The sequence below is a fragment of the Calidifontibacter terrae genome, from assembly GCF_054778835.1.
Map to the genome: position 1 here is coordinate 19,933 of NZ_BAAGZF010000007.1, position 13,173 is coordinate 33,105.

At 66.6% G+C, this 13,173-nt stretch carries 12 protein-coding genes; 10 read left to right on the forward strand and 2 right to left on the reverse strand.

What is annotated here, in order from left to right; translation table 11 throughout:
• The first annotated feature begins 18 nt into the window (after positions 1-18).
• The 4 genes from ACYU98_RS11640 to ACYU98_RS11655 are packed head-to-tail and all read left to right on the forward strand — an operon-like array spanning position 19 to position 4,268.
• On the forward strand, positions 19-969 hold the full coding sequence (locus ACYU98_RS11640; RefSeq protein WP_460468385.1) for a carbohydrate ABC transporter permease: 951 nt from the start codon (positions 19-21) through the stop codon (positions 967-969).
• Positions 966-1,826 (forward strand): carbohydrate ABC transporter permease, encoded by an 861-nt coding sequence (locus ACYU98_RS11645; protein WP_460468386.1) that lies wholly within the window; start codon positions 966-968, stop codon positions 1,824-1,826. The genes ACYU98_RS11640 and ACYU98_RS11645 overlap by 4 nt, the downstream gene beginning before the upstream one ends.
• A 29-nt stretch (positions 1,827-1,855) precedes the next feature.
• Positions 1,856-3,184, forward strand: a complete 1,329-nt coding sequence (locus tag ACYU98_RS11650) for an ABC transporter substrate-binding protein (RefSeq protein ID WP_460468387.1) — start codon at positions 1,856-1,858, stop codon at positions 3,182-3,184.
• Positions 3,185-3,191: 7 nt separating this feature from the next.
• Positions 3,192-4,268 carry an ABC transporter ATP-binding protein gene (locus ACYU98_RS11655; RefSeq protein ID WP_460468388.1) on the forward strand — a complete coding sequence of 359 codons (1,077 nt, stop codon included), beginning with the start codon at positions 3,192-3,194 and terminating at the stop codon, positions 4,266-4,268.
• A gap of 88 nt (positions 4,269-4,356) precedes the next feature.
• Here the strand turns inward: ACYU98_RS11655 and ACYU98_RS11660 are convergent, their stop codons facing one another.
• Positions 4,357-4,899, reverse strand: a complete 543-nt coding sequence (locus ACYU98_RS11660; RefSeq protein WP_460468389.1) for an LOG family protein — start codon at positions 4,897-4,899, stop codon at positions 4,357-4,359.
• A gap of 82 nt (positions 4,900-4,981) precedes the next feature.
• Between ACYU98_RS11660 and ACYU98_RS11665 the strand changes: the two genes are divergently transcribed.
• From ACYU98_RS11665 to ACYU98_RS11690, 6 genes are read left to right on the forward strand one after another with little or no spacing between them, the layout of a single operon-like run.
• Entirely contained in the window at positions 4,982-6,514 is a 1,533-nt protein-coding gene (locus tag ACYU98_RS11665) for a cytochrome ubiquinol oxidase subunit I (protein WP_460468390.1), read from the forward strand.
• A 9-nt stretch (positions 6,515-6,523) separates the two neighbouring features.
• Positions 6,524-7,591, forward strand: coding sequence for a cytochrome d ubiquinol oxidase subunit II (gene cydB / locus ACYU98_RS11670; RefSeq protein WP_460468391.1), 1,068 nt, complete (start codon positions 6,524-6,526; stop codon positions 7,589-7,591).
• Entirely contained in the window at positions 7,591-9,135 is a 1,545-nt protein-coding gene (cydD, locus tag ACYU98_RS11675; RefSeq protein WP_460468392.1) for a thiol reductant ABC exporter subunit CydD, read from the forward strand. The genes cydB and cydD overlap by 1 nt, the downstream gene beginning before the upstream one ends.
• On the forward strand, positions 9,132-10,817 hold the full coding sequence (gene cydC, locus ACYU98_RS11680) for a thiol reductant ABC exporter subunit CydC (RefSeq protein WP_460468393.1): 1,686 nt from the start codon (positions 9,132-9,134) through the stop codon (positions 10,815-10,817). Before cydD ends, cydC begins: the two co-directional genes overlap by 4 nt.
• The gene (locus ACYU98_RS11685) at positions 10,817-11,200 is read left to right on the forward strand and encodes a BlaI/MecI/CopY family transcriptional regulator (RefSeq protein ID WP_460468394.1); all 384 of its coding nucleotides are present in this window, start codon (positions 10,817-10,819) and stop codon (positions 11,198-11,200) included. The genes cydC and ACYU98_RS11685 overlap by 1 nt, the downstream gene beginning before the upstream one ends.
• 32 nt (positions 11,201-11,232) lie before the next feature.
• Positions 11,233-12,249 carry a lactonase family protein gene (locus tag ACYU98_RS11690; RefSeq protein WP_460468395.1) on the forward strand — a complete coding sequence of 339 codons (1,017 nt, stop codon included), beginning with the start codon at positions 11,233-11,235 and terminating at the stop codon, positions 12,247-12,249.
• Positions 12,250-12,252: 3 nt separating this feature from the next.
• On the opposite strand, the gene ACYU98_RS11695 is transcribed toward ACYU98_RS11690, so the two are convergent.
• The gene (locus tag ACYU98_RS11695; protein ID WP_460468396.1) at positions 12,253-13,167 is read right to left on the reverse strand and encodes a M56 family metallopeptidase; all 915 of its coding nucleotides are present in this window, start codon (positions 13,165-13,167) and stop codon (positions 12,253-12,255) included.
• Positions 13,168-13,173 lie beyond the last annotated feature (6 nt).

Genomic DNA, 13,173 nt, shown 5'->3' on the forward strand with positions numbered 1-13,173 from the left:
GGCGTACAGTCCCGAATCGTGACCGCCGCGACCGAACCGCCTCCCGCGGGCTTCGTCGTGCCGGACCCGGTTGGACCTCCGCCGCGCCGCCGTGGACGCTCCAGTGGGGAGTGGCTGCTGGCCGCCGCGCTGTTGCTGCCGAACCTCGCGCTGCTGGGGGTCTTCACCTACCGCCCGTTGATCGACAACATTCGGCTGTCGTTCACCAGTTGGAACCTGTCGGCGCCGACCGCGAAATACATCGGTTTCGCCAACTACACCGAATGGCTGCATGACCCGAACTCCCATCAGGTCCTGCTGAACACGCTGATCTTCACCATCGCAACGGTGGGTCTGTCGATGGCGCTCGGGCTCGCGCTGGCAATGCTGCTCGACCGCAAATTGCGCGGCCGCAACGTGGTGCGCTCGGTGCTGTTCGCGCCATTCGTGATCTCCGGCGCCGCGATCGGAATCGCCTTCCAGTTCGTCTTCGATCCGAACTTCGGGTTGGTGCGCGACCTGATGCACCGCGTCGGTCTCACCACCCCGGACTTCTACCAGGAACCGCACTGGGCGCTGTTCATGGTGACCGTGACCTACATCTGGAAGAACCTCGGCTACACCTTCGTCATCTACCTCGCTGCGCTGCAGGGACGGCGCGCAGATCTCGACGAAGCGGCGGAGATCGACGGGGCCTCGGCGTGGAGCCGGTTCACCAAGGTTTTGCTACCCCAGCTGCGGCCGACGACCTTCTTCCTGTCGATCACTGTGTTGCTCAACTCAGTGCAGGTGTTCGACATCATCAACGTGATGACCCGCGGTGGCCCGCAGGGATATTCGACCACCACGCTGGTCTATCAGGTCTACCAGGAGACGTTCGTCAACCAGCGCGCCGGCTACGGCGCGACGATCGCCACCATCATGTTCGTGATCTTGTTGCTCGTCACGATCGTTCAGGTGCGAGTGATGGACCGGGGGGCCAAATCATGAGCGACAAAGCCCACCAGGCAGAGGCCGCCAACCACGGCGGACGAATGTCGCAGACTCTCGGCTACCTCGCGATGGGGATCACCGTTCTTGTTGTGGCAGTGCCCCTGTTCTGGATCGTGATCACCTCGTTCAAGGATCGCGGCGACATCTACACCCAGCCGGCGACGTGGTGGCCGCCACACCCCACCTCCGACGGCTACCGCGAAGCGACCCAGACCATCCCGTTCTGGACCTACCTCAAGAACTCGGTGCTGATCACCTTGATCCTGTCGGCGGCCAAGATCGTGCTGGGTGTGCTGAGCGCCTACGCGCTGTCACTGCTGCGCTTTCCGGGGCGTACGGCGGTGTTCCTGATCGTGATTGCGGCACTGATGGTGCCCAACCAGATCACCGTGATCTCCAACTACGCGCTGGTCAGCCAACTCGGATGGCGCAACACCTATCAGGGCATCATCATCCCGCTCGCCGGGGTGGCCTTCGGCACCTTCTTGATGCGCAACCAGTTCCTGTCGGTGCCGGGCGAGATCATCGAGGCCGCTCGCCTCGATGGCGCGGGCCCTATGAAGCTGCTCTGGCGGGTGGTGCTGCCGATGTCATGGCCCACCCTGATTGCCTTCTCGATCATCACCGTCGTCAATGAGTGGAACGAATATCTCTGGCCGTTCCTGATGTCCGACGACGCCCGAAGCGGCACTCTGCCGGTCGGCCTCACGCTGCTGCAGAACAACGACGGCATCACCAACTGGGGGCCAGTCATGGCCGCCACGGTGCTGGCGATGCTGCCTGTTCTGCTGCTGTTCCTCGTTCTTCAACGCCACATGATCAAGGGCCTTACCGCGGGTGCGGTCAAGGGCTGAAACGCACTTACGCGAAACAAGGAGAAGTCATGTCTGGAATTGATCGCCGCGGGTTCCTCGGACTCGTCGGATCCGCTGCCGCCGCCACCGGCCTCGCCGCCTGCGCGGGCACCGGCAGCAGCTCGAGCTCGTCGTCCTCGGGTGCGAGCGGCGCCAAGGGCTCGACCAACACCATTGACTTCTGGAGCAACCACCCGGCCAAGTCCGGTGACATCGAGCGCGCGATCATCGCCGACTTCGAGAAGGCGAACCCGGGCCTGAAAGTCAAGCTGACCGATGCCGGCAAGAACTACGAAGAGGCGGCGCAGAAGTTCAACGCGGCGCTCGCGGGTGGCAACCTGCCCGACGCGATCGTGGTCTCCGACGTGACCTGGTTCAACTTCGCTCTGAACAAGCGCCTCACCGACATGGGCGCGCTGATGAAGGCGAACAACCTGTCGACCGACGACTACGTCGACGGCCTCTACGCCGACTACGCCTACCAGGACAAGCACTTCGCGCTGCCCTACGCCCGCTCGACGGTGCTCTTCTATTACAACAAGGACGCCTTCGCGAAGGCCGGTCTGCCCGACCGTGCGCCGGCCACCTGGGACGAGTTCACCCAATGGGCGCCGAAGTTGCAGGCGGCGATGGGTTCGGGCAAGAGCGCGATCGTCCTGGACGACGGAGCGGACTACCTGGACTGGACCTTCCAGTCGATCGTCTGGTCGATGGGCGGGCAGTATTCCAAGGAGTGGACCCCCACCTTCACCGACCCCAACACGGTCAAGGCCGGCGAAATGCTCAAGAGCTGGAAGAAGAGCGGCTACCTGCGCACCTCGGCTGATTCCCAGAGCGACTTCACCGCGGGTCTGGGCGGCGTTCTCATCGAGTCGACCGGTGGTCTGTCCGGCATCCTGAAGGACGCCAAGTTCAAGGTGGGTGTCGGTTTCGTGCCCGCCCCGAATGGCCTCAAGACCTGCCCGACCGGTGGTGCCGGCCTCGGGATCCCGGAGGGCATCTCCGACGAGCGCAAGAAGAACGCGATCAAGTTCGTCGAGTTCCTCACCAACGCCAAGAACACGGCAACCTTCAGCCAGGGCACCGGATACATGCCGGTTCGCAAGTCGGCTGTCACCGAGGCCACCGAGGTGACCTACTTGAAGGCGCACCCCGAATACAAGGTCGCGCTCGACCAGTTGCCCAAGACCCGCCCGCAGGACTATGCGCGCGTGTTCGTTCCCGGTGGTGGCGCCAAGATCGGTCAGGCACTGGACAAGATCGTCGCCGGCGGCGACGTCACCGCAATTTTCGGCGCGTTGAACACGGACCTCACCAAGGTGTACGAGTCCCAGGTCAAGCCCCAGCTGAAGTCCTGACTCGTCCATGGCAACTGTCACCTTCGATCGGGCGACCCGGCTGCACAAAGGAAACGACAAGCCCTCGGTTGACGGCGTGAGCCTGCACATCGAGGACGGCGAGTTCCTGGTGTTGGTCGGGCCGTCCGGCTGCGGCAAGTCGACCACCCTGCGGATGTTGGCCGGTCTCGAACCGGTCGACGACGGCAAGGTCTTCATCGACGGCCATGACCAGCAGGGCGTACGACCGCGCGACCGTGACGTCGCCATGGTGTTCCAGAGCTACGCGCTCTATCCGAACATGAGTGCCGCCGACAACATGGGCTTCGCGCTGCGCAACAGCGGAGTCAGCAAGTCCGAGACCCGCCAGCGGGTTCTGGAAGCGGCGAAGATTCTCGAGCTGGAGCCGCTGCTCGATCGTCGCCCGGGTCAGATGTCCGGTGGGCAACGGCAGCGGGTGGCGATGGGTCGCGCGATCGTTCGCAGCCCGAAGGTCTTCTGCATGGACGAGCCGCTGTCGAACCTCGACGCCAAGCTACGGGTCTCGACCCGCGCCCAGATAGCCGCGCTGCAGCGGCGGCTGGGCGTGACCACGGTCTACGTCACCCACGACCAGGTCGAGGCAATGACGATGGGTCACCGCGTTGCCGTGTTGAAAGACGGTGTGCTGCAACAGGTTGACACCCCGGACCGGCTCTACGAGGCGCCGGTGAACACCTTCGTTGCCGCGTTCATCGGGTCGCCGTCGATCAACCTGGTCGACGCCGCGGTGCATGAAGGACAGCTGGATGTGTTCGGCGTACGGGTGCCGGCGCAGCGCGCGCTGCTCGGCTCGGCCGACAAGGTGACGGTCGGCGTACGACCCGAAGGTTGGACCGTCGTGTCCGGCAGCGATGCAACCGGCGTTCCGCTGAAGGTCGAGTTGGTCGAAGCGCTCGGCGCCGAGGTCTTCGTCTACGGCACCGCTCCGGGTGGGCAGCGCGTCACCGTACGGCTGGACAAGCGGCTGCGCCCGCAGGTCGACGATGTCTTGCGGGTGGCCCCGGTGGCGCAGGAACTGACCCTTTTCGACGCAGAGTCGGGCGAGCGGTTGGTGGCTGGCTGACCCCCCCCGCCGAGATAACTACTTACGCCCGAGATAACTCCCCGCAGGGAGTTATCTCGGGCGTAAGTAGTTATCTCGGCGGTCGGGTCTATCTGGACAGGTCGAGGATCGCTTGCTCGATATTGTCAGCGACGACCACCTCATCGAGCACCTCTCGCGACGCAAAACCGGCCGCGACCATCGCGCGGATCGTGTCGAGCAGCGGGTTCCAGAAGCCACCGGTGTTGAGGAACCCGACCGGTTTGTGGTGGTAGTCGAGGGTGCGCCACGTCCAGACCTCGAAGATCTCCTCGAGCGTTCCGATCCCGCCCGGCAGCGCGAGGAAAGCATCGGCGTACGACGCCATTCGCGCCTTGCGCTCGTGCATGGTGTCGACGATTTCCAACCGAGTGATGTCGTGACGGCCCCATTCACGGTCGACCATTGACTGTGGAATGACGCCGATCACCTCGCCGCCGGCGTCCAGCGCGCCCTGCGCGGCAGCGCCCATCAGGCCACTGCCGCCACCGCCGTACACCAGGCCGATGTCGTTGCGTGCCAACAGGTTCCCGGTGTCGTACGCGGTCTGCAGGTGGGCGGGATCGGCGCCGGGGCGGGAGGCGCAGAAGACGGCGATGCGGCGAAGGGTCACCGGGGGATTCTGTCAGTCGGCGAATCCGACCGCGAGTAGTACTATCATTGGTAGTACTACTCACCATCGAAGGAGTCTCGGCGTGGATGCGCTCGACCTGGCGCGGTGGCAGTTCGCCATCACGACCGTCTACCACTTCCTGTTCGTGCCGATAACTATCGGGATGTCGGCGGTCGTCGCCGGTTTCCACACCGCGTGGTTGCGCACCCGCGATCCGCAGTGGCTGCGACTGGCGAAGTTCTTCGGCAAACTTTTCACGATCAACTTCGCGCTAGGGCTGGTCACTGGAATCGTGCAGGAGTTCCAGTTCGGGATGAACTGGAGCGCCTACAGCCGGTTCGTGGGTGACATCTTCGGCGCACCGCTGGCCTTCGAGGCGCTGCTGGCGTTCTTCCTGGAGTCGACCTTCCTCGGACTGTGGATCTTCGGGTGGAACCGGATCCCGGAGAAGCTCCACGTGATGTGCATCTGGCTCGTTCACATCGGCACAGTCCTGTCGGCCTATTTCATTCTCGCCGCCAACTCGTTCATGCAACACCCGGTGGGCTACAAGTACGACCCGGTGAAGAACCGAGCGGAACTCACCGACTTCGTGGCCGTGCTGACCAACAAGGTGCAGATGGTCACCTTCCCTCACGTCATCGCGGCCGCCTACCTGACCGGTGGCGCGATGGTGATGGGTGTCGCGCTGTGGAAGATGTGGCGGTCGCGGGTCGATGCCGACATGTATCGCAAGGCTGCCCGGGTGGGTGCGGTCGTCACGTTGCTGGCCGGCGTTGCGGTGGCGATCACCGGTGACACCCAAGGGAAGATCATGACCGAGGTGCAGCCGATGAAGATGTCGGCCGCCGAGGCGCTCTATGAAACGCCGGCGGGCAACCAGTGCGCCGACTTCTCGGTGTTGTCGGTCGGCAACCTGTCCGGCTCCCACGGACACACGGTGGTCCCGGTGCCCTGTCTGCTCTCCTTCCTGGCGACCGGTGACTTCTCGGGTCATGTCGACGGCATCAACCAACTCAAGGGCGCCATCCCCGCCAACGCGACGGTGGCCACCGTGAAGGGCATCGTTCCGGCCTCGATCGTCGGCGAGATCACCACGTCGGCGCGTCAGCAATACCCCGGCGACACTGCGATGCAGCAGAAATACATCGACAGCCGTCTCGCCTATGCCGCGACCGACACCGTGACGCCCTATGTCCCCGGCACCTACTGGTCCTTCCGGCTGATGATCGGCCTCGGGATGACCGCTTCGGTGATCGCCGCCTGGGTGGTGTTCGCGCTGCGCAAGGGCCGGTCGTCGGTTTCCCGGCCGCTGATGTGGGCCGCGGTGGCCGTTCCGTTCCTGCCGATTCTCGGCAACAGCTTCGGCTGGATCTTCACCGAAATCGGGCGCCAGCCGTGGCTCGTCTACGGCGTGATGACCACCAAGACCGGACTGTCCGCGAGCTCAACGGTGGCGCAGGTCGCGACCTCGTTGACCGTCTTCACGCTGCTCTACGCGGTGTTGGCGGTGATCGAAGTGAAGCTCTTCCTCGACTACGTCAAGAAGGGTGCCGAGCCGTTCGAGGAACCCAAGCTGCTCGACGACGACGACCAACTCACCTTCGCCTACTGAGGACCTGTCATGACTCTGGAAATGTTCTGGTTCATCCTGATCGCCGTCCTGTGGACGGGCTACTTCGTGCTCGAAGGTTTCGACTTCGGCGTGGGTATGTCGCTGCCGATCCTCGGACGGGGAGCCGACGGCGACACTCGCCGGCGAGTGCTCCTGACCTCGATCGGGCCGTTCTGGGACGGCAACGAGGTGTGGTTGATCACCGCCGGGGGCGCAATGTTCGCTGCTTTCCCGGCTTGGTACGGCACGATGTTCAGTGGCTTCTATCTCGCGCTGTTGATCCTGTTGGTGGCGCTGATCGTGCGCAACATGGGTTTCGAATATCGCCACAAGCGCGATAGCGCTGCCTGGCGACGCGGCTGGGATGCCTCGATCATCATCGGGTCGGTGTTGCCGCCGCTGTTGCTGGGTATCGCCCTGACCAACATCGTGCGTGGGGTGCCGATCGTCGAGAACGCCCAGCATGACTACGTCTTCACCGGCAACCTGCTGACCCTGTTCAACCCGATGAGCCTGCTCGGTGGATTGACGTTCGTTGCGCTGTCTCTGACCCACGGTATGCACTTCGTCGCGCTGAAAACCGCCGGCGACATCCGCGGCGAAGCACGTTCGTACGCAACCCGGTTCGGGCTGGTGAGCGCCGTTCTGGCCGTTGCATTGCTGCTCTGGATCGGGTTCACGACCGGCAGCGGCTGGTCCTGGGGGACCACCGTGATCGCCGCTTTGGCACTGGTTGCCTCGATCGCGTTCAACCTGCAGGGCAGGGAGGGCATGGCCTTCGTGGGCAGCTCGCTGACCTGGGTGGCCGCGGTGGCGACCTACTTCCTCGCCCTCTTCCCGAACGTGATGCCGAGCAGCGTCGCCGCCCGTTTCGACCTGACCGTCTCGGGGGCAGCCAGCTCCCACCTGACGCTGCAGATCATGACCGGCGCGGCGCTGGTGTTCACCCCGATCGCGGTGCTCTACAGCGCCTGGAACTACTGGGTGTTCCGCAAGCGGATCTCGGTCGACCACATCCCGCCGGCCCACGATCCGCTGGCTCAGGATTCCTCCGGTCAGGAGTCGGTGGAGGCCTGATGCGTCCCTTCGATCCGCGTCTGCTGCGGGAGGTGCCAGCCACCCGAACGCCGATTGTGCTGCTGGGTGTCCTGGGGGCGCTGTCCGGAGCCGCGGCGATCGCCAGCGCCTTCGCGATTGCCTGGTTGGTGGTGGCGGCCGTCCGGGGGCAGTCGATCACTGCTGCGGGTATCACCGTTGCCGCCGTGTTTTCGCTGCGCGGACTCCTTGCAGCGGCGACTGAACAGGGCGCCGCTTGGGCGGCGACGCGGGTCAGCGGGGTCCTGCGCCGGTCTTACCTCAGTTGGATGCTCGCTGCTCCGGTCGAGCGCCGACCCGCGTCCGAACGTGTGGTGACCGTGGCGACACAGGGGGCGGACTCGGTGGAGCCCTACGTCGCGCGCTACCTGCCGGCGCTGGTGTCGGCAGCCGTCGTGCCACCCCTGGCCCTGGCGTCGTTGCTGGTCGTCGACTGGACCAGCGCGGTGATCGTGATCCTGACCCTGCCGCTGCTGCCGGTCTTCGCTGCGCTGATCGGCCGCGCCACCCAGGAAGCCACCCAACGACGATGGAAGACCCAGACCCGGCTCGCCGGTCATTTCCTCGACGTGATGCGCGGGTTGCCGACACTCGTGTCGTACGGACGTGCCGACCACCAAGCCGACCAGGTCGCCGAGGTGGGGGAGAAGCACCGCGTGGCGACCGTTCGTACGCTGCGCATTGCGTTTCTCTCCTCGGCGGCGCTGGAGTTGTTGGCCACGATCTCGGTGGCGATCGTCGCCGTGTGGTCCGGCATGCGACTGGCCTGGGGCCAGCTCGACCTGCAGGTCGCGCTCACCGCGATCCTGCTCGCGCCGGAGGCCTACTGGCCGATCCGGCGAGTGGGGCAGGAGTTTCACGCGGCCGCCGATGGGGTCGAGGCGATCGAGGAGTTGTTGCCTGGTTTGGAGCCGGTTTCGGCTGGCGCCTCGACCGGTGAAGGGACGCGTTTGGAAACGTCCGTCGACTACACCTACCCGCACACCGAAACCCCCGTCCTGCAAGGGATTCCGCTCGAAGTTCACCCCGGACTCACCGCGGTCACTGGACCGTCCGGGAGCGGCAAGACGACGTTGCTGGAGATCCTGGCCGGACTGCGTACGCCGACCGCGGGCGAGCGCCCACCGATCACCACTCACTTCGTCACCCAGACGCCATTCCTCGCGCCGCTGAGCGTGCGGGACAACGTGGAGTTGGGCGCCGACGCAGACCTCAACGCGGCGCTGGCCGTCACCGGTTTCGGCGACGTGATCGGTGAACTGCCCGACGGACTCGACACGATGCTGGGCGACGACGGGTTCGGCCTGTCTGCCGGTCAGCGGGCGCGGTTGGTGCTGACCCGCGCGCTGCGCAGCGACGCCGACGTGGTGTTGCTGGACGAGCCGACCGCCCACCTCGACCCGCTGGCGGCCGCGCAGGTGCGGTCCGTCGTACGACATCTGGCGGCGCGCAAACCCGTTGTCGTCGTGACCCATGACGACGCCCTCGCCGCGGCGGCCGACCGGGAGTTGGTGATCGGGCGATGAGCGAAAATCTGCGCACCTTGTCGACATCTGCTCGTCCTATAGGCCGCGCACATGTTGGTAAGGCGCGCATATTCTCGGCGGGCGTCATCGGCGGGCTCGCGGTGGGCAGCGGTGTCTTCCTGACCGCGACGTCGGGCTGGTTGATCGTGCAGGCCAGCAAGCAACCGGTGATCCTGACGTTGTTGACCGCCGTCGTCGGGGTGCGCGCGTTCGGCATCGGTCGCCCGGTCTTCCGTTATGCCGAGCGGATCGTCTCCCACGACGCCGCGCTCGCCACGCTGCGCGATCGACGTACGACCGCCTACCGCGGCCTGATCCCGCTCACCCCCGCCCGACTCGGTCGGCGGCGGCGCGCGGATCTGTTGACCGGTGTGGTTCGCGACCTCGACGACGAGGTCGACCTCCAGGTCCGCACCGCCGTCCCGCTCATCGCGACCGGAGTCGCCACCATCGCCGCGTTGGCCGTCGCCTTCCGGCTCAACCCGGCCGCGGGCCTCGTCGTGGCCGCGTTCGTGGTGGTCTCGATCGGGATCGGAGCGCTCGACTTTGCCCTCGAACGGCGCGGTCAGCAGCGCTGCCTGGCCAAGCGGGCAGCTCTGCAACGGGCCGCGCATCCACTCGCCGCCGACACGATGGGGGTGCAGGCGATTGGTGCTGGTCCAGACCTGCTGCGCCGGCTCGATGATGCCCAGCGTGACCTCGGCCGGGCGACCAGCGCCCAGGCTCGCGGCCGTGCGTTAGGTGTCGGACTGTCCTTGATAGCAACGGGATTCGCCACCGTCGCGTTGGCTCTGCTGCTGGCCGGTCCTGCGAGAGATGGGAAAATCGGCACCCCGGTCGCGGCGCTGCTGGTGTTCCTGCCGCTGGCGTTGGGCGACGTTCTCGGGTCGATCCCCGACGCAGTTGGCGCGCTGGCGCGTGGCCGGGCCGCTCGGCAACGGCTGCACGCACTGCTCGATCAGCCGGCCGCCGTCATCGACAACGCCACCGATCAGCCCGCTTCGTCGGTGCCGCTGATCACGCTGCGAGAGGCAAGCGCCGGATGGTCCGACGATGCGATCCACTTGGCGCCGCTCGACCTGACGATTCAGCCCGGCGAACACCTCACGGTCATCGGCCGCAACGGTGTCGGCAAGTCGACCCTGCTCGCGGTCCTCGCCCGCCAACTCGACCCAGCCGGCGGGTCCTACGCGCTGGACGGGCGCGACGTACGAGGTCTGTCGGCTGCCGCCGTACGAGATCTGATCGCCGTCGTTGACGACGATCCGCACCTCTTCGTCGGGTCGGTGCGCGCCAATCTGTTGCTGGCGCGACCCGATGCGAGCGATCGCGACGTGGCCGAGGCGCTGGTCGACGCCGGGCTCGGCGGCTGGTTGGCCGGGCTGCCGAATGGCCTGGACACCACGCTCGGGGCGGGCCATCGCGGGGTTTCCGGTGGGGAGCGGGCGCGCTTCGGGGTCGCGCGGGCGCTGCTGTCCCGCCGTCCGGTGCTGTTGCTCGACGAACCGGTCGCTCACCTCGACACCCCTACCGCGCGGGCTGTGCTGGACGACCTGCATGCCGCCACCCGGGGCCGCAGCGTGGTGTTGGTCGCGCATCAGGCGGTTGGGGCGCGCGGCGCCGACCGGGTTCTAGACTTGACCGACCGCCTCTTGGCGGAGACCACTTCTGGACGGAACTGATGACTCGCGACAATCCCCCGGCTACCACGCTCGGTGATCTCGAACGCCTGATTCTTGATGTGGTGTGGAGCTTCGACCGGCCAATCGTCGTGCGCGAACTTGCCGAGCAATTGGAAAAGGTCGACGGTCGCAAACGGGCTTACACGACCGTGATGACCGTCGCGGATCGGCTTGAAAAGAAGGGGCTGCTCACTCGGGAACGCGACGGCCGCGCGTGGCGTTATGCGGCCGCGGCGAGCCGCGAGGAGATGACCGCCCAGGCGCTGCGCGAGACTTTCGCCGACTGGGGTGGAGAGAACGCGGCGGACGCGATGCTGCATTTCGTGCAGGACCTGCCGGCTGAGGATGTTGCGCGGCTGAAGGCTGCGCTGAACAAGCTCTGACGCGAGTAGCGCCGCTCGCCTACGCTGGCCGCATGGCTGAACTCGTCCTCGTGGCCAATGCTGGCGACGGCACCATCTCCACGCTTCTCCTGCGCCGTGACGGCCGTCCGCGTCTCGAGCTGCTGGCCACCTCACCGGTCGGATCGGGATGCAGCACCTTCGCTGTCGACGTCGAGCGGGACTTGGTTCACGCCGGCTACAAGGGCGACCCGCCGGGCATCGTCACGCTGCGCCTCGACCGCGCCAGCGGCGCGCTGACCGAGGTCGCGCGGCGCGACGTCGAGGGCTCGCTGACCTACCTGTCGCTGACGCCGGACGCGAGCGCACTGCTCGGGGCGTCGTACGGCGGGGGTTGCGGTGCGTCGTGGCCCATCGTTGGCGGTCGCCCCGCCGCGCAGCGTTCGCGCGTCGAATTCGCGAACCTGCATTGTGTGGTCGTCCGTGATGGCCGCGCCTACTTCGTCTCCCTCGGCGACGACCTGATCGCACAGTACGACCTCGCTGCCGACGGCACTCTCACGCCGCTCGATCCGCCGACGGTGGCGGTCGCCAAGGGCAGTGGACCGCGCCACCTGGTGTTCCAGGGGAGCAACGGCTACCTCATCACCGAGTTCTCCGGTGAGGTCATTCGGTTCACGGTCGGTTCCGACGGCGCCCTCACCCCGCACGAGTCGGTGAGCATCGTCGATCCGTCAGCCGGCCTGCAGCACAGTCGATTCGGGGCCGATCCGCGCGCCGAACACCTCATCTGGGGCGCCGACGTCCACCCGGCCGGGCCCTGGCTGATCGCCTCCGAGCGCTCGGCATCGACCCTGACCACCGTCGCGCGCGATGCCGACGGAGGACTCGGTTCGGTGACCGGATTCGTGGAAACCCAGAAACAACCGCGCGGTTTCGCGGTGAGCGGCGACGGAGCGTTCGTCGTCGCGGTCGGGGAACTCTCGACCGATGCCGAACTGTTCAGCGTTGGCTCGGGCGGTGCCTTGACCTCACACGGAACGGTCGGCATCGGCGCGGGTGCGAACTGGGTCCGGATCATCGCCGACTGAGGTTCACGCTCCGATCAACGTCGCGACCGCGAGGGTCGGCGCGATCGCGGCAACAATCACCGCGGCCAGCGTGGTGGCGGCAACCAACAGCGGGCGCCGGCGATCGTCGGCGAGTTGCTCAATTCGTACGACCGCATCACCGCCGGCCCCCAGCGCCTCCGGCACATCGGTCTGGGCGAGCGCGAGCAGCGCCGTTCCCAACGGGCGCCGTCCGGCCACCTGCGCCGCGGAGCGGTCGGCGAGGAGTTCGATCAGCAACTTCACCTCGTGCAGGCCGGCGCTGCTGCGAATCGCGGTCGGAACCGCGGTGTGCAACACGGTGAAGAACTCCAAGACCAGGTCGTGGCGTTGCCGCAGGTGAGCGCGTTCGTGGGCGAGGACGGCCGCGAGCTGGTGGTCGTCGAGCGCCCGCAGAGCGCCGCGGGTCAGCACCACCCGGTGGTTGCTGCCGGGCACGCAATACGCGGTGGGCGTCGGGTGCGGCAGGATCCGTACGGGTGTGTCGAGCGCCGCGAGTCGCTCGTCGGGTTCGTCTTCCAAGCCGATGAGATCGACCAGTTCGGTGTGTTGGCGGCGACCGCGGCGCAACGCCGTTCCGATCCGGTGGCCGCGCAGGGCGAGTCGGGCGAGGACGAACCCGGAGACCGCCAGACCGGCCAGCAGCAGGCCGAGGTGATCGACCGGGTTGGGGTCGGGGCCGTTGTGGTCGCGCGCGTAGAGCAGCACAGCCAGCGGCGCCGCGAGCAAGCCCCCGCCGACGGCGGCGAGCGCGGTCGACTGCCACAGCAGCAACGCCGGACCGGGCACGCTGCGCAACGCGGTGAGCCGCGGCAGCAGGCGTGGCACCGGCCACGCCAGTGCCACGGTCAGCAGCAGGAGCGCGGCGACGTACACCCCGCCATTGTGGTGAACCGGCACCCCTCG

Coding starts and splice junctions, on each gene's coding strand:
- cydB (WP_460468391.1), top strand. CDS start 6,524: ATGACTCTGGAAATGTTCTGGTTCATCCTGATCGCCGTCCTGTGGACG.
- ACYU98_RS11650 (WP_460468387.1), top strand. CDS start 1,856: ATGTCTGGAATTGATCGCCGCGGGTTCCTCGGACTCGTCGGATCCGCT.
- ACYU98_RS11685 (WP_460468394.1), top strand. CDS start 10,817: ATGACTCGCGACAATCCCCCGGCTACCACGCTCGGTGATCTCGAACGC.
- ACYU98_RS11645 (WP_460468386.1), top strand. CDS start 966: ATGAGCGACAAAGCCCACCAGGCAGAGGCCGCCAACCACGGCGGACGA.
- ACYU98_RS11655 (WP_460468388.1), top strand. CDS start 3,192: ATGGCAACTGTCACCTTCGATCGGGCGACCCGGCTGCACAAAGGAAAC.
- cydD (WP_460468392.1), top strand. CDS start 7,591: ATGCGTCCCTTCGATCCGCGTCTGCTGCGGGAGGTGCCAGCCACCCGA.
- cydC (WP_460468393.1), top strand. CDS start 9,132: ATGAGCGAAAATCTGCGCACCTTGTCGACATCTGCTCGTCCTATAGGC.
- ACYU98_RS11690 (WP_460468395.1), top strand. CDS start 11,233: ATGGCTGAACTCGTCCTCGTGGCCAATGCTGGCGACGGCACCATCTCC.